10 protein-coding genes are annotated in these 16,536 nt (G+C 72.1%); 2 read left to right on the top strand and 8 right to left on the bottom strand.

Translation table 11 applies throughout. The features are described 5' to 3' along the window. Positions 1-15: 15 nt before the first annotated feature. The 5 genes from ACIRSS_RS21540 to ACIRSS_RS21520 are packed head-to-tail and all read right to left on the bottom strand — an operon-like array spanning position 16 to position 10,418. Entirely contained in the window at positions 16-2,850 is a 2,835-nt protein-coding gene (locus tag ACIRSS_RS21540; RefSeq protein WP_400897319.1) for an ADP-ribosylglycohydrolase family protein, read from the bottom strand. Positions 2,851-2,866: 16 nt separating this feature from the next. Then, entirely contained in the window at positions 2,867-5,110 is a 2,244-nt protein-coding gene (locus tag ACIRSS_RS21535) for an ADP-ribosylglycohydrolase family protein (RefSeq protein ID WP_400897317.1), read from the bottom strand. Continuing rightward, positions 5,111-6,526 (bottom strand): TNT domain-containing protein, encoded by a 1,416-nt coding sequence (locus ACIRSS_RS21530; RefSeq protein ID WP_400897315.1) that lies wholly within the window; start codon positions 6,524-6,526, stop codon positions 5,111-5,113. It abuts the gene before it with no gap. Next, the gene (locus tag ACIRSS_RS21525; RefSeq protein WP_400897313.1) at positions 6,523-6,957 is read right to left on the bottom strand and encodes a hypothetical protein; all 435 of its coding nucleotides are present in this window, start codon (positions 6,955-6,957) and stop codon (positions 6,523-6,525) included. Before ACIRSS_RS21525 ends, ACIRSS_RS21530 begins: the two co-directional genes overlap by 4 nt. Next, on the bottom strand, positions 6,957-10,418 hold the full coding sequence (locus ACIRSS_RS21520; RefSeq protein ID WP_400897311.1) for a toxin glutamine deamidase domain-containing protein: 3,462 nt from the start codon (positions 10,416-10,418) through the stop codon (positions 6,957-6,959). Before ACIRSS_RS21520 ends, ACIRSS_RS21525 begins: the two co-directional genes overlap by 1 nt. Before the next feature lie 30 nt (positions 10,419-10,448). Between ACIRSS_RS21520 and ACIRSS_RS21515 the strand changes: the two genes are divergently transcribed. Continuing rightward, positions 10,449-11,042: a hypothetical protein gene (locus ACIRSS_RS21515; protein WP_400897309.1), complete on the top strand. Its 594-nt coding sequence runs from the start codon at positions 10,449-10,451 to the stop codon at positions 11,040-11,042. A gap of 675 nt (positions 11,043-11,717) precedes the next feature. Next, positions 11,718-12,305 (top strand): hypothetical protein, encoded by a 588-nt coding sequence (locus ACIRSS_RS21510; RefSeq protein WP_400897307.1) that lies wholly within the window; start codon positions 11,718-11,720, stop codon positions 12,303-12,305. Positions 12,306-14,138: 1,833 nt separating this feature from the next. Here ACIRSS_RS21510 and ACIRSS_RS21505 read toward each other — a convergent pair. From ACIRSS_RS21505 to ACIRSS_RS21495, 3 genes are all read right to left on the bottom strand, one after another. After that, a complete protein-coding gene (locus tag ACIRSS_RS21505) occupies positions 14,139-14,462 on the bottom strand; it encodes a WXG100 family type VII secretion target (protein WP_400897305.1) in 324 nt (107 codons plus the stop codon). Next, entirely contained in the window at positions 14,462-14,995 is a 534-nt protein-coding gene (locus ACIRSS_RS21500) for a YbaB/EbfC family nucleoid-associated protein (RefSeq protein WP_400897303.1), read from the bottom strand. Before ACIRSS_RS21500 ends, ACIRSS_RS21505 begins: the two co-directional genes overlap by 1 nt. 142 nt (positions 14,996-15,137) lie before the next feature. After that, positions 15,138-16,430, bottom strand: a complete 1,293-nt coding sequence (locus ACIRSS_RS21495; protein WP_400897301.1) for an MFS transporter — start codon at positions 16,428-16,430, stop codon at positions 15,138-15,140. Positions 16,431-16,536: the final 106 nt, after the last annotated feature.

The following is a 16,536-nucleotide window of genomic DNA, read 5'->3' as shown; positions in this document are numbered from 1 at the left end:
AGTTACACCCGAAACTTAGTCGACCGGGTACCGCGCGAACCACCGGTCGTCACCCGGGGCGTCCGGGCCGAACTCGGTGAGCGCGTCGTCCGCCAGGCCGACGATGACGTCGCGGAGTTCCAGCTGCTCCAGCCAGCTGTCCCGCAGGCTTTCCTCGCCGTACATCGCGCCGACGAGGTTGCCGCAGACCGAGCCGGTCGAGTCGCTGTCCCCGCTGTGGTTGACCGCCGCGAGCAACGCCGTGTCGGCGTCCGTGGTGGTCAGCGCGACGTACACGGACATCGACAGCGCGGTCTCGCCGACGTTGCCCTGCCCGAGCGTCTCGAGCTTCTCCGGCGTCGGCGGTCCCTGCTCCGCCAGCGCCAAGGCCGCGTCGAGCGCCTCGCTCTGCTCTTCGTGCCCCGGGTGCTTGACGAGCTCGTCGCGCGCGGCCGCCAGGGCGTCGAGCAGCGGTTTCCCGTGCAGCAGCCCGTGGACGAGCACCGCGAAGCAGCCCGAGGACAAATACCCGCTCGGGTGACCGTGGGTCAGCGCCGCACTCTCGGCGCCGAGCCGGAACACCTCCGCGAGGTCGGCCGACCACAGCGCGACCGGGGCCGCGCGCATCACGCCGCCGCAGCCCTTCGAGTTGTTGACCGGCCGTTCGATGCTGCCCCGCACGCCCGCGCGGCCGTACGCCTCCAGCTCGCCGAAGCAGGTCAGCCCCGGCGCGCGGCGGCTGAACAGCTCCTGGTGGGTGATCAGCCAGCCGTCCGGCGCCTCGACGGCCGACTGCGGCCCGCGCGCCCGGTCCCACGAGACGCCCTGCGTGTGCAGCCAGCGCTGGTAGGCCATCTGCAGCGAGTGGACGACGTCCGCCGACCCGGTCTTCCGCTGCTGGGCGTGGGCACGGATCAGCGCTTCGAGCGTGAAGAGCGTCATCTGCGTGTCGTCGGTGATGCGGCCGACGCCGCCGTACGCGGGGATGAAGTCGGTGATCCCGGCCGGCCCGGCGATCTCGCGGATCCGGTCGATCGAGTCGAACTCCGTCTTGGCGCCCAGCGCGTCGCCGATCGCCCCGGCCAGCAGGCTTCCGCGCAGTCGCGATCGCAAGTCCGGTCCCTTCGGTTTCGGGGTGAACCGGCCGCTCGGGTACCGGCGCTCCCAGCGTGCGTGCTCCGCGGTCTCCGTCTGGAGGCCGTTGCGGTTGAAGTACCAGAAGACGTCACTGGCGACGTCTTCGAGGAGTCCGAGGTCCGGCAGGGCCGCGACCCACGCGGCGGGCAGGCCGGGCACGCCGAGCCGGGCGCCGACGAGCGCGCCCGCGATGGCGCCGGCGACCGGGCCGGACCGCGCGGCGAGCGTGATCGCCGCTTCGGGGTCGTAGCCGCGCTTGGCCGCGGCGAACAGCGCCCGGCCCAGCACCGACCGGACGGTCCGGCCGTCGCCGATGCTCTCCAGCTGCGTGACGTCGTCGGCGTCGCGGTCCTCGCGCAACGCCAGTGTCTGGGCCGCGAGGTCACCGCCGATCTCCCGCAGCCGCAGGTGCATCGGCAGGGCGAACGCGTCCCGGGTGAGCAGGGTCTGGAACAGCGCGATCAGCAGGTCGACGCCTTCGGTGTCTTCACCACCGGCCAGCTCGCGGGCGACGTCCTTCGCGTACTGCTCGCCGTCGACACCGTCGATGGCGACCGCACCGGCCGGGGTCGCGGCCAACGCCGTGGCGAGCAACGCCGAAGCGTCGTCGGGGGCGAATCCGGCGTGCCGCGTCGCGACCGCCAGCCAGCCGACGGGGTCCGGACCGGGCAGCGGCGAAGGCACTTCGCCGGTCGGTACCGGCGGCAGGCCGCGCAGCACGCTGTCGGTGTGGAACAGCAGGTGCCGGGTCAGCCCGCCCATCGGCAGCGGACCGGTGGCGCCGCCGCCCAGCGCGTCTCCGATGGCGAAGCCGGCGTACGCGCCGACGATCCGGTGCCACGCGAAGCGCGCGGCCAACGTGCCGAAGGCGGAGAACTTGCCGTACGTCCACGGCACCGGCCGCGGCCGCGCGTCCTCGCCGACGTGCGCGATCAGGCCGTTCGCGCCCAGGTCGGCGGGCCATTCCGGGTCCTGGCCCGCCCGTCGCCGGACGCCGTTGCGGTACTGCCAGGCGAACCCGCGCAGGTACCGGACGCACTCCTCCGGCGTCAGCTCGAAGTGGTAGTCGCGGGCGTGGTCGACGGCGTAGCGCAGGTGCCGTTCCAGCAGGTCCGGGGGCTCGACGCCGAACTCCGCGACCAGCGCGGGCAGCGCCTCGGCGACCTCCGGGCCGGCTTCCGGCGCGGGCTCGTCGACCTTGGGCCGCCGTTCGGCGGGGCCGGCGTCGGCCAGCTCGGCCGCGGTGAGGCTGCGGACCAGGCCGGTGCCGGGGTCGAGCGTCAGGCCGGTCGAGGGGAGGTCCGCCAGCAGGTCGCGGACGGTCACCCGCCACCGGTGCGGGTAGCGACCCGGCACCTTCGCCGACGAGCTGTAGGCGATGACCTCGCGGCCGTCCGGCACCGGGCGGACCAGCGGCTCGCCGCCGGGCGTGGGCACCAGGACTTCGCAGTCCAGCAGCGCGCGGACGAACTCGGCGCGGCTGATCCAGTTCGCGCCGAGGTAGTTCAGGAGCTTCTCGACGTCGGTCGACGGCACCGGGAAGCCGCGCCAGACCGGGCCGGGCGTGTACTGCTCGTTGGCGCGGCGCGGGCCGGTCGGCTCCCCGAACAGCGTGTACTGCGCCCAGCCCCGGATGGCGCGCACCGGGAGGCCGAGGTCGGGAAACGCCTTTTCGTCGAACTCCGGGTCGACGTCGGGCTTCCACTCGACGAAGCCGTCGCCGCTTTCAGTCATGCTCCCCATCCTCGGGCTAACGCCGCGGGTACCGCTCGATCCACTGGTCGCCGAGCGCGCTCAGTGCCGAGTGGCGGTCGAAGTGCCAGTAGGCGTCCGAAGCGACGTTCTCCACCAGGTACCGCAGCTCCAGCTGGTCGACCCACTTCTGCGGCAGCCCCGGGATCCCGGTGCGCGCACCGAGCAGGGCACCGGCGATCGCGCCGGTGAGCGCGCTGCGGCCGGAGTGGTTGACGGCGCGAAGCAGCGCCTGCTCCGGGTAGTTCTCGAAGCCCGACAACGCGGCGAAGGCGCGGCCGAGGACCGAGAGCGTCGTCTTGCCGTCGCCGATCAGCTCGGGCATCCGCAGGTCGGGCAGCCCGTGCTCGCCGAAGAACGGCACCGACTCGGCGACCATCTCCGCGATCGCCGTCCACTCCGGGCCTTGCTGGTACTGGTTGTCCGGGTTGAGCACCTCGCGGCTGGTGTTCCAGATCGGGAAGCTGAACGCGTCCTTGGTCAGCGCGTGCTCGAACAGCCAGGTCAGGTAGGTCGCGGCGGCCAGGTCCGGCTCGGTCGGGTGCGTGACGCCGGCGAGGTCGCGCACGGCCTGGCGCGCGCCCCCGGAGAGGCCGCTGCCGGGCCCGGCCATGGTCAGCGCGGCGGGCAACGCCGGGATCAGCGCGGCCGGGCCGGTCATCGGCGGCGCGCCGCCGGCTTCGGTCGCGAGCTGGTGGTAGGCGTTGAGCTCGGCGTCGTCGGCGTCGCGGCGGGCGTGCAGGTCGGCGACCTGGACGAGCCAGCCGTCGGCGTTCTCCATCGGCGCGCCCTGCGTGCGCAGCCAGCGCTGCAGCGCCCCGCGGACGACGCCGGGGAAGAGCTGCTCGGCCTCACGCGACTCCGGCCGCTCGCGGTGCGGGCTGCGGATGGCGGCCTCGGTGTAGAAGAGCAGCCGCTGCGTCAGCGAGCCGATCCGGCCCGGCTGGTCGAACGCGGGCACCATGTCGGTGACGCCTTCGATGCCGTACTTCGCGTGGATGTCGTGCAGCATCATCCGGTCGACGGCCGCGCCGAGGGCCTCCCCGAGCGCGAAGCCGACGTACGCGCCCGTGACGCGCTGCCAGCCGTAGCGGAAGCCGTCGAGGTTCCGCTCGAAGTACTTGCCGAACGTGTCCAGCCGCGGGGTCGTGCGGCCGGCGTTGTCGTAGGCCGGGGCCAGGCCGTTCGCGCGCAGGTCGTTCGGTTTGCTGCGCGGCGGCTCCGGCATCTGCAGCCGCTTCAGCCACGACTCGCCGAGCACGGTCTTCGCGCACTCCTCGGCGGTCAGCTCGAAGCCGCGCCGCCGGGCCTTCTCGGCCGCGGCGAGCGGCGGCTTGACCGGGTCCGGCAGCCCCATCCGCGCCGCGGTATCGGCGGCGACGCGGATCAGGTCCTCCTCGGCCTCCGGGCAGCGGCCGTGCACGTCGACGCGCGGCTCGTGCCGCGGGAAGCGCTGGACGATCTCGGCGAGCTCGCCGCTGGAGACGTCCTCGATGGTCGTCGGGCCGCCGTTGATCACCAGGTTCGGCGGGTGCTCGAACTCGGCGAGCGTCGCGACGTCGACCTTCCACCAGCCGTGCTCGCGCGAAGGCAGGTGCCGGGTCGAGCTGAACACCTTGAGCTCGTTGCGCTCTTCGGCGAAGTAGAACCGGTCGGTCTTGCCGGTCTCCAGGTCGAGCGGGACGTACACCTCGCACCGGATCAGCCCGATGAGCAGCAGCTCCCGGGTCAGCCAGCCGACGCTGCCGAACGACAGCAGCGTCTCCAGGGTGTTCTCCGGCTTCGGGTAGCCGCGGCGGATCGGCCCGGCCTTGTACTCGGGGTTCTCGCGCTCTTCGCCGGTCTGGTTGCCCTCGGCGTCGACCTTCACCCAGCCCGCGACCGCCTGCAGCGGCACGCCCAGCTCACCGAGCCCGGCCTTCACGTACTCGGGGTCGACGACCTCGCGCCAGTTCTCCTGGCCGGGGAACGCCACCGGCACCGACAGGCCGCCCGGGTGCGGGTGCGCCTGGCGCAGCTCGCCGTCCGGCTCGCGGACGACGACCGACGGCGGCGGGAAGATCTCCTTCTCCGGCCGGCCCTCGTCGAGGAACGCGATGGTGTTGTAGGGCACCGACCAGCCCTCGGGGATGCGCAGCACCTTCTCGGTGTCCACCCGCAAGCCCGCGGGACCGGAGACGTCCGGGCCGTGCACCGCGCGCAGCCACTGGCCGACCTTGGCAATCGCTTCCGCCGCTTCCACCTACTCGATCCTCTCCAGGCTTCCGTCGGACTCGTGCTCGGCGATCGTCTTCGGCAGCACGAAGGCCACCGCGCCACCCGGCAGGTTCGCCCACGGAACCGTGATGCCGGTGATCACGTGCAGAGGGCGTCTCAGCCGGTAGCTCCGCCGCAGCCGCTCACGTTCGAGTGGCAGCGACGTCGAGGCGAACCGTACCTCCCCGTGGTGGACCAGGTTGCCGGGTTCCTCGCCGAAGCGCAGGACGACCGTACCCGCCACCAGCCGGGTGATGCGCTTGTTGCGGAGCAGGGTGAGGGGAGGCTCACCCGGCGCCGGGTGGACCGGCCAGTCGTCGAGCTCCCGGGCGGTCTCCAGCGGGGTTTCGTGGCCGGCGGTCATCCGGGCTGGGTGCAGCAGCAACGCGCCGAGCAGCTGCTGGGCGGCGTCTTCGAGCCGGTCGAAGTACTTCGGTTCGCGCGGCTTCCCGCCGGCGTACGCGGCGACTTCCCAGCCGTCGGGGGTGAAGTTGAGGCACCACGTCCCGTCGGCCCGGTCGCCGACGCGGTACGCCTCCGGCCAGACGCCGTGCTCGCCCAGCCGCTGCACCAGCACGATCAGCAGCTCTTCGTCGGCGAGCCGCGGATCCGGCGTCGTCTCCAGCTCCGCGGCGACGTCCCCGCTCGTCTTCTTGACGTCGGCGCGGCTCGGCTTCGGCCGCGGCTCGCCGAGCAGGTCGGCGGCGGCGGTCCGGCGCACCAGCGGCTCGACGTACGGCGGCTGGAAGTGGTGGCGCCGGATGTGCGCGACCAGGTCCGGTTCCGGCGGAACGCCTTCTTCGGCCAGCAGGTCGGTCACCGAAGACGGCCAGATCCAGGTGCCGTCGGTGTGGAAGCGCACGTCGCCGTCTTCGTGCACGACGGCTTCGCGCTCGAGGTACTGCAGCACGAGCGGCACCTCGGTGTCGGTCAGCGGCGGGCGCTCGACGTCCGGGCCGCCGACGTCCGCGTGCCGGAACACCACGCCCAGCGGCAGCTGCGCCCGCAGCCGCCACCAGTCCGGGATGTGCTCGTCGGCGCGCGGGAACGCGGCGAGCTCGTCCGGGTAGGCGGCCGCGGGCGGCGGGTCCGTCCACACCGGATCGTCGTCGAGCGCGAAGTCGAAGTCGAAGGTGCCGTCCGGGTTGAGCGTGAAGCGCGCCTGCAGCCAGGTGCCGCGACCCTCGGCGGCCATCCCCTGGCGCAGCTCGGAGAACAGCTCGGCGACGGCGTCGGACGTCGTCGCGTTGTGGCCCTGGAGTTCGCGGTGCGTCCCGACCTGCCGGAAGTCGACGGCGGCCGGTCCCGTGGCGTCGGTCCGGAGGTCGCGGACGAGCTTTCCCAGCTGCACCAAGAGGGTGCGCTGGTCTTCGGGCGAAAGTCGATGTTCCACGTGAATCATCGCTCGAGCACCGAGGTGAAGGTGAAGGTCGGGGCTTCGCCGGCGTCGCGGCGGGCGAACTCGTCCTCCCACATCTTGAAGGTGCGCCGGTACAGCGATTCGATCAAGGCGCGTTCCTCCTTGGTGATCTTGCGGTTCTCCTCTTCCGCGTCGGCCCAGATCGCGTCGATCGTCTGGTAGAGCGCGAAGATCGGGCCGTCACCGCGGAGGTAGCGCTGCCGCGCTTCCTCGGTCCGGCGGATGAACCGCTCGCGGTCGAGGCTCCGGATGTCCGGACCGTGGTCGAACAGCACGTCGGTGACGTGCTCGTTGTCTTCGTCGAACCGGCCGGTCTTCCAGTTGAGGATCCGGCCGGTGAGCCCGCCGTCGGGCGTGCTGTCGACCACGTAGGTGTGGTCGTAGTACTCGAAGTAGGACGGCGTCCGGACCATCAGAGACTCCCCTGCAGCGCGTTCCAGAACAGCTCTCGTTCGCGCTTGATCAGCCCGTCGATCAGGGCTCGTTCGTCGGCGGTGTAGGTCCGGCCCTCGGCCTTGGCGAGCGCCTTGAGATCGCGTCGGACCTCGTAGAGCGAGTGTTCGTACGCCGAAACGTCGTCCAGCGCCTTGAGGTGCAGGCGCAGCTCGGCGACGTGCCCGTCGATGCGCACGCTCATCTGCAGGTCGCGGTAGCCCGCCGGAGCGGGGTTCGCGAAGCGGTCGTCGAAGTCGACGATCTCCAGGTCGGGGTGGTCCGCGATCCGCGCCAACGCGGCGTAGGCGTCCTGCACGCGTTCGAACTGGATCATCGCGCCCGCGAGGTCGACCAGCCGCGACGCGTCGCCGTCGTAGTTGGTGTTGATCTTGTCCATCGCCCGGCCTTCGGACTTCGGCCCGGGCCGGAACCCGGCGTGGCCACCGGTCTCCTCCGCCAGCGGCGGCAGGATCTCCTTCAGCTTCGCGTCGGCACGCGCCGCTTCCGCGTAGCGCTCGGCGAGGTACTCCCGCGTGTAAGCCTCGTCCCCGGCCTTGCCCAAGTCGAACCCGGCCTGGCGGCGGTGCTGCTGGGGGTGCCCCTCCGCCTGGTCGATCACCTCGTGGGACGTCTCGGCCTGGTCCGGCGTGAGCGGGGTCGGCTCCGCGTCCGGGCCCACCGGTTCCGCGTCCGGGTCCGGGTGGTGCACCTCGTGCACCGCGTCGGCCAGGATCGGGACGGCCTCGTCGTGCACCAGCAGGCTCGCGATCGTCTCCGGCTTGCGCAGCAGCGACCGCGTCAGGAACTCGTTGGCCGGGTCGTGGAGGAGTTCGACCAGCTCCGGGTGCTCGGCCAGCCGCGTCCGGACGAACTCGCCGACCGGCCCGAGGTTCTGCGGGTTCCCCTCGTGGTCCTTGACGACGAGGTCGGTGGTGGCACCGGCGAGCGCTTCGGCGACCCGTGGCTGGGCGAGGAGTTCGTCGAGGCGGGACTGCGGCGCGTGGCCGTAGCCGCCGTGTTCGCCTTGGAAGTGCTCGGTCTGGACGTGCTCGGTGCCGGGCGTGCCGACGTGCAGCAGCTTGATGTCCTTCGGCGGCTGCGGCAGGTGCATGAGGTCGCCGGACTGCGGGTCGAGGAACGCGACGCCGTCGCGGGTGTGCACGACCATCGCGACGTGCCCGTACTCGGCGCCGTTCGGGCCGTCGTACTTCACCGCGACCACGGCGTGGTGGTCGAGCGGCCTGTCCCGCATCTCGCGGATGACGTCGTCGTAGCTGCCGCGCGCGGAGAACGTCTCGCCGAACCGGCCCTCGATGTGCTCGAGCGTGCCGCGCGTGCCCATCTCGTGGAACGGGATCGGCTCGGCCGTCGCGCTGCCGCCGTGCAGCCGGTCCCAGTACGCGCCGGGCCCGCGGGTGCAGTTGGACAGGAAGCCGTTCTCGAGCGCGCCCGGCTCGTGGAAACCCGGGTTGACCTCGCGCAGGTGCGGGTGCCGGTCCTGGACGTAGGCCGCGCGCTCGCTCGGCGTCGTCCCGACGGCGTGGATGGCCGGTTCGGCGGGCGGGTTCGTCGAGCGCGCCAGCTGCGAGTAGTCCGGCCCCGGCTCGGGGACGGGCAGCGGTTCGGCCGGGGCCGCGACGGCGTCGTGGACCGTCGGGTGCTCGGGTGGCGCAGCGACGTGGTCGGGCTCGGTCAGGCCACCGAGGCGTTCCATCAGCGCGGCTTGCCGGCGCCGTTCGAACTCGGCCGCGTTGTGGTCGTTCTCGGCGCGGCGCTCGGCCATCTTCCGCTGCGCGGCCTCGGGGTCGAGGTAGCGCGCGTGGCCCGGGCCGATCTCCTCGGCCTCGACGACCCACTTGCGGCGGCCCTCGGGTGTGATCTCGAGCCGTCGTTCGTGCACCAGCAGCTGCGTCCCGGGCGGCGACAGCGCTTCGCGCTCGGACGGGTTCTCAGCGAGCTTCGAGATGTCGCGGAGGTTGTCCGACCGGACGTGCAGCTCGACGTCGTCCCCGAACTTGCTGGTCGAGAACTCGTCGGTCTTGATCGACGCGCTGGAGAACGCCGGCTCGACGACCACGTCACCCGGGTTGTACGGCCCGGCGACGAGCTCGGCCAGCCGCGGGTCACCCCCGACGTCGAAGGCGCGGATGGTCTCGCCGGACGTGCGCGGGACCTGGTTGAGGCCATCGGTGATGGCTCGCGCGTTCTCCTGCGCGAGGTCGAAACCGGGGTGGCCGGGGCCGCGGCGGAGGGCCTCGTTGACGTCGTAGGCGTACTCACCGCGGGTGTAGCCGTGGACCGCGACGGCGGCTTCGTCGGTCAGCGGCAGCCCGGCGGCGTCCCGGCGGGCCAGCGCGCGGTCGTGGATGTCCTGGTAGACGCCCTCGTCGCCGACCGCGCTGCGGATGCTCTCGTGGTCGGCCGGGGTCGCGTGGTGCTCGCCGTCGAAGAGGTAACCCTCGTCGTGCGGCGGCCGCTCGGGCGTCGGGTTGAGACGATCGGTGATCGTCGGCGTTTCGTGGTGGCCGAGGGGCAGTTCGCGGATCGCGGTGGCGTCGTGCGGCAGCTCGGCGAGCCGCCCGGTGACGGGATCGGCGAAGAGGACCCCGTGCTCGGTGTGCACGGCGGCGACCAGCTGTTCGTGCCCACCGTGTTCGAAGGCGACGGCGGCCCGCGCGCCGACGGGACGTCCGCCGAGGTCGCTCGCGACGTCGTCGAAGCTGTTTCGGCTGCTCCACGGCCCGTCGAGCGTCTCACCGCGAGCCGGCCCGGCGACGACGTCCTCACCGTTCATCCGCCGGTCGAAGGCCGTCATCGACTCGGCGGCGTTCGTCCGGAAGCCGTGGTCACCCGGGCTGTAGTGGTTGCGGGTGTTGACGGCGGCGAGTTCGGGAACGGCGTCGCGGATCAGGCGTGCGTGCTGCTGCGGCGTCTCGACGGACCCGGCGTGCAGCACGGGCGTCCCACCGGGCGTGAGCGGTTCGGCGAGCTGGGACCAGCCGCCGTCGGGCGCGTTCGTGGCGGGCGCGGGTCTGACGGCGGGCGGCGGCGCGTCTTCGTCCCCGCCGAGCAGCTTGAACAGGTCGTTGGTCGGCCTGAGATGGGGGTGTTCGGCGTAGAACTGCTCGAGCTCGGCGTCGGCTTCGCGCTGGAACCGTTCCTCGTCGGCGCGTTCCTGGGCTCGCCGCTCCTCGATGGCTTCGTGCGAGTTTTCGCGGTACCGCGGATCACCGGGCGCGACCTCTTCGGCGTGCACGATCCACTGCGGCTGGTCCCGGGCCCCGGGCCGGTTCTCGAAGTTGGGGTGCTCAGGGTGTCCCGGCCCCAGCTCGACGCGGGTGACCTCGAACTGCGACCCGGCCTTGAAGAGGACCTCGCGCTCGCGTCCGATGCTGGCCATGGACTCGACGTCCCGGCCGGTCTTGGACTCGATCCGCATCTCGACCTCACCGGCGAAGGTGCTGCGCGGGTGTTCAGCGTCGACCTTCGAGGAGCTGAGGAAGGAGGGCTCGGTGATGTGCGCGCCTTCGTGAAAGCGCCCGAGGAAGGCCTGAAGCCGCGAGGGATCCTGATGGAAGTCGACGCGCCGCGAGACGGTCCCGACGTGCGGAGGCAGCTCGTTGAGCCCGGAAACGAGCGCGCCGGCCTGAGGAGCGAGGTCGAGGAGTTCAGGGCCACCAAGCCGAAGAGCCCGATTGAGCGGCCCAACCATCTCGTGGCGCGTGTAGGCGTGCACGGCAAAGGCGCCGTCATCGGACATACCGGGATGGAACTCGTCCCGGAGGGCGAGCGCCTCGCGGCGGACCTGTTCGTGCCGCCACTCGCCGGTTTCCGGGCTTTGCCGCCCGGAGTCCATGAAGGTGTCCTCAATCCGCCGGATCCCGGCGGGGGCATCGGTGTGGAAGCCGGGATCGTCGAGGTAGGGCTCGTCGGGGGCTTGTCCAGGCTGTCCGTACTGGTCGTCGACGTGCTCGTGCTCGGCTGCATGTTGCTCGTCGGCGTGGTGCTCAGCGCCCGGTTGCTCAGACGGGCCGCTGTGTTCGCCAGCCTGCTCGGTCGCTAGGTCGGCCGCACCTGTCTGCGGCAGGTGTCCAGCCGCAGGTGCAGCCTGCTCACCCGGTCGCTCAGCGGATGTCTGGCCGGCAGTCGGTTCCGTCGGCCGTTCTTGAGCCGGCCCGGGCCGCGACTGCTCGAAGGGACCCTGCGGCCCACGAGGCTCCACCGGCTGCCCGAACCGCGGCGGCGGAACCTGAGGCGGCCGCGCCAGCCCCAGCCGCGGATCAACCGGCGGCCGCCCACCCGGAGGCGGCGGCACAGGCGGCCGCCCCCCTGGATGCGGACCCGGCCCCTGCGGCCCCCGAGTCTGGTTCGGATACCCACCCGGCCGTTGCCCACCGGACATCCCCGGATGCTGCGCCCCACCGACCGGCGGCCGCTGCGACGGCATCCGCGGCGGAAACCCCCCACCCTGCGCCGGCGGCCCCCCGTGCGCGGAATACCTGCCAGGCACCGGCGGCCCAGCCGACGGCCGCTGACCACCCTGCACCGGCTGCCCACCTGGCGACGGCTGTCCACCCTGCATCGGTTGCCCACCGTGCGACGGCTGTCCGCCATGCGGCAGCGGCCCTCCAGGCGATGGCTGTCCGACGTGCGGCGGCTGCGCACCGTGCGATGGCTCTCCGCCGTGCGGCGGCTGCCCTCCTGGTGATGGTTGCCCGACGTGCGGCGGCTGCCCACCGTGCGATGGTTGTCCGGCGTGCGGCGGCTGGCCACCGTGTGGCTGTCCACCTTGCGGGTGGCCGCCGACCAGTGGGTGGCCGCCCTGGGGGAGCCCACTCTGCGCTTGCCCGCCGTGCGGCAGGCCATTGTTCGGCGGCTGGCCACCCTGCGCCGGACCACCTTGGGAAATCCCGTCGTGTGGTGCTCGGCCGCCCTGCGGCTGCGTGGCGTACGGTGCCGGCCCCCCCTGCGGGAGTCCGCTCTGCGGCTGCCGACCGTGCGGCGCCTGACCGACCTGCGCTTGCCCACCCTGCGGCGCCAGACCGCTGGGCGGCTGCCCGCCGCGGGGCGGTTGCCCGCCCAGGTTTGGCTGGCCGCCTTGTACCTGACCGCCGTGCGGCTGTCCGCCTTGGGGCGGTTGCCCGCTCTGGTGCGCCTGGCCACTTTGCGCCTGACCGCCATGTGGCTGCCCAGCTTGCGGCGGCCCGCTCAGCTGCGGTTGTGCGGCGTGCGAGGGGTGCCGTCCGTTTGGCGGCTGGCCGCCCACCTGCTGGCCCGGCGGCATCCGGCGCGGGTCTTGCATCCGTTGCTGTTGTTCGAACGGTGACTGGCCGCCTCTCGGCGGTGTCGGGCTCGGAGGAGCGGATCCGCCTGCGCGTGGACCCAGGCCGCCGCCGGCGGGCATTCCTGCCTGCGGGGGCGGGGCGAATCCGCCCGGTGGGGCCTGTTGAGCCGACGGTCCTCTCTGGAACGGCGCCGGCCCCCCATCCGCCGCGAACGGCTGGCTCGCGCCCCCGGTGAAGCCTGCCGCTCCGACGTTGTCCGCGGGGCGTCCGAACGTCTGGCGTTCCGGGCCGATGCTCGGTGGGGCCATTCCGTAGCCGCCGTTCGACGACGCCGGCGACGGTCCGCCGCTCATCGGCTGGCTCGGTGCCGGTCCCTGGGCCGGCGCCTGTTGCTGAGGGGCCGGAGCTTCGGCGGTCCTCGCCTCCGCTCGCACCTCAGGCTGCTGCTGGACGTGATCGGAGCTCGGGCGCGGCCCGTCGGACGCCTCCGCAGTGGCCCGCGGCTCGAACGTCTGACGCTCCCGGCTCGGCGACTCCGGTTCCGACGACGGCTCTCGCCTGGGCTCTTCACCACGCGACTCGGGCTCAGCCGACGGCTCCTCGCCCCGCGATTCCGAGGAAGGCTCTCGCCGGGGTTCCTCCCCGCGCGACTCGGGCTCGGAAGAGGACTCCGAGCGCGATTCCGGCTCCGCGGACGACTCCGGCCGCGACTCCGGCTCGGAGGAGGAACGCCCGTCCGACGCGGAGGAACCCTCACTCCGCGACTCCGGCTCAGAAGGCGAACGCCCACCAGACTCGGACGAACCTTCCGGCGCTGGCGAGGGCTCCCTGCGCGACCCCGGCTCCGAAGACGAACCCCCATCAGACCCGGAAGACCCCGACTCCCCAGCGTCCCGGGGAATGTTCGCCTCATGAACCGCGTGCAGTTGCTCCTTGGCACCCCCGACAGCCCCACCCACAGCCCCACTCGAAGCCCCAGTCAGCAACTGCTCCGGCGTCAAAGACCCCAAATCCCCAGTAACCGCCGCCTGCCCGACAGTCTGCGCGACCCCCTCGACCGCCCCCCGACCCCCAGCCCGCAACGCCGCGTCCGCGACCTGACCCCCGGCCGAATGCGAAAGCCCTTCCGTAGCCCCTCGACCAATAGACCCCGACGCCGCCCCGACCACTCCACCGACCGCGCCGGAAATCGCCGCGTCCGACGTCTTCGACCAGTCCCAGCTAGCGCGATCCCCCTTCGCCATCTGCAGACCCTGGATGCCCGCGTCCATCCCCAGGTTGATGGCCTCGTTCTTGAGGACCTCCATACCGATCTTTTTGAGACCCTGCTTGAGCAGCTTCTCCAGCAGCTCCTTCGCGACCTGCTTGAACCCCTGCTGAGCCAGCTTCTCGAGCAGCTGCCGGAACAGCATCTGCACGGTCATCCGCGTCGCGACCTGGGCCGGCGCGATGCCCGCCGTCGAGCCGCCGAACGTCACCGCCGCCGCCGCGATCATCGCCGCTATCTGGGCGGCCAGGACGATCAGGGAAATGATGATCATGTACTTCGTGTACTCGACGTCGAGCGCCGTCTGGTCGCACGAATCGCCCAACGCCTTCGACGCGTCGGCCAGCTGTTTGAAGTACGCCTCGTCGCCCTCGATGAATTTCTTCCACTGCTCGACGAACGCGTCCGCGCCGTCGCCCGTCCAGTTGTCGCGGACGCCCGATGCCGCCTGGTTACCCGTCTCCGAAACCGGCCCGATCGCCGACGACGCCGCGTGCCATGCGTCGCGCAACGCACGAAGCTTGGTCTCGTCGCCCTCTGGCCAGCTCTCGCCGACGACGATGGGCAGCAGCCACTTGACCGCGTCGGGCATCTCCATACCCACGGGTCATTGCCCCTTGCCGAGCTGCGAAGTCACGTCTTCGTCGGCGCCCGACAGCGCCTTCATCGACTTGGCGACATTTTGCTGCACGCCCCGCAACCCCTGCACGAGGTTGGTGAAGCCTTCGACAGCCCCCTGCGCACCTGGCACGTAGTCCTTCGCGAACTCCTTGCCCGAGTCGTCGCCGCCCCAGCACACGCCCTGCGCGTCCAGGGCGCCCTGCAACGTCTTCAGCGCGCTCTCCAGCGCGTCCGCGGCCGTCGTGAAGCCGTTCGACGCGCGCAGGACGGCGTCGGGTTCCGCGGTGAACCCGGAGCCCCCACCGGGCATCAGTCGCCCCTCGTCATCCAGGACGACGGCGGCTCCTCGTCGTCGTCACGCGGCGGGCGGACGCGCTTGGGAGCCGGCTTGGGCGCGGGCACGGGCGGCGGCACGGCCTCGTTGCGCAGGATCGAACCGCCCTCTTCGAAAGGCGCGGGCTGCGGCGCCGGCGCCTCGACGAAGTCGGGGATCGGCGGCACGAGCCCGGCCAGCGACGGTGCGCCTTCGACGAGGTCCGCGAGGTCGGGCAGGCCTTCGGTGATCGGCGCCATCAGGTCGGCGATCTTCTGCTTGACCTGCAGGGTTCCCTGGCGCACCACGGTCTGGACGGTGTTCGCGAGCTGCGCGGGCGTCGTGCGCTCGAACGCGTTCGGCGCGATCTCGAGCTTCGCGAGGTTGCCGCCGGCGTCGATCGTGGCGCGGACCAGGCCGTCGGGGGAACTGACCTGCGCGGTGGTCTGGGCCGCCGCGGACTGGGCGTCCCGCAGCTGCGCCGTCTGCCGCTCGAAGTTCTCCAGGAGGGTGTCCACCTGGTCCTTCATCGCGGCATTGCGTGCTTCGAGCCGTGCACGGTCGTCGCCCGCGGTGGTCACAGGTGCCCCCGGTGTCCCTCGAACCTACTAATGACTTGCCGTCACCCTAATGCCAATGGAGCAGTGACCGTGACCGGTTCGGGTGTTTGCCTCAGCGAATCGCGCGGCGTCGCGCGAGCACGTACCCGGCGCCGCCGACCAGGTAGCAGACGGTCGCCGCGATCAACAGGCCCGGCGAACGGCCGTCGTCCGGCACGACGAGCGCGCCCAGGGATACCGCCGCCACTTGGGTGATGTTGAACAGCGTGTCGTACAGCGCGAAGACGCGGCCGCGGGCTTCGTCGGCGACGTCGAGCTGGATCGACGAATCGACGCAGAGCTTCAGCACCTGACCCGCGCCGGTGATGACGAACGACGCGAGCAGCGCCAGCGGCAGCAGCATCGGCAGGCCCAGCGCGGACTGCGCGATCGCGGCGAGCAGCAGCGAGCCGAGCACCGCGCGCAGCCGGCCGAACTTGCGGATCAGCCGCGCGGTCAGCAGCCCGGCGATCAGGATGCCGGCGCCGGCGAGCGCGGCCATCTGCCCGAGCCCGGGCAGCCCGGCGCGGAAGACGCCGTGGTCGGTGAAGTAGTTCCGCATCATCAGCACGGTGACCAGCAGCGACACCCCGAACGACGCCCGGTGCGCGAACAGCGCCAGGAACCCGGCGGTCACGCTCGGGGCTCGCCACGCGTGCCGAGCGCCGTCGGCCAGCCCGCGCGCGACGGCCAGCACGGGGTTCGTCGGCTCGTCGACCACCGACGGCCCGAGCTCCCCGCGCGCGAAACCGCGGGCGATGAAGGCCGAGACGAGGGTTCCGAGCACCGCGAACACCGTGGCCTCGGCCGATCCGATGTCGTTGCTGCCGAACAGTGCCCGCAGACCGATCGCGCAGCCGCCGCCGATGACCGCCATGAACGAGCCGAGCGTCGTCGCGAACGCGTTCGCCGTCACGACGCTCTCTTCTTCGACGACGTGCGGCAGCGACGCCGAAAGCCCGGAGCCGATGAAGCGCGTGATCCCTTCCGCGGCCAGGGCCAGCGTGAACAGGCCGACCCCGCCCAGCCCGAAGCCGACGGCGGCCGCCGCGGCGACGATCGCCAGCCCGCGCAGGAGGTTCGCGAAGATCAGGACGCGACGGCGGTCCCAGCGGTCCAGCAAAGCACCGGCGAACGGCCCGACGACGGAGTACGGCAGCAGCAGGGCGGCGAACCCACCCGCGATGGCCAGCGGATCGGCGGCGCGTTCGGGGTTGAAGAGCACGGCGCCGGCGAGCCCGGCGCGGAAGACGCCGTCGCCCCAGCTGGCCGCGAAGCGGGTGAAGAGCAGCCGGCGGAAGTCGGGATCCTTGAGCAGCTCGCGCGGCCCTCTTCGCGTTGTCGCCGTCCGAGCGCTGATCGTCACGAAGCCAGAGTAAAGGGTGGCCGACGCACTAAGGTCGCCTCTCGGCGGCTATGCGCAGTGTGGCTCCAGCCGGACGGTATTCCACAAAGGCGGTTCTTCAGTGAGC

This window comes from Amycolatopsis sp. NPDC101161 (assembly GCF_044768185.1).
Classification (GTDB): domain Bacteria; phylum Actinomycetota; class Actinomycetes; order Mycobacteriales; family Pseudonocardiaceae; genus Amycolatopsis.
This window is presented reverse-complemented; position numbering and strand designations above follow the sequence as displayed.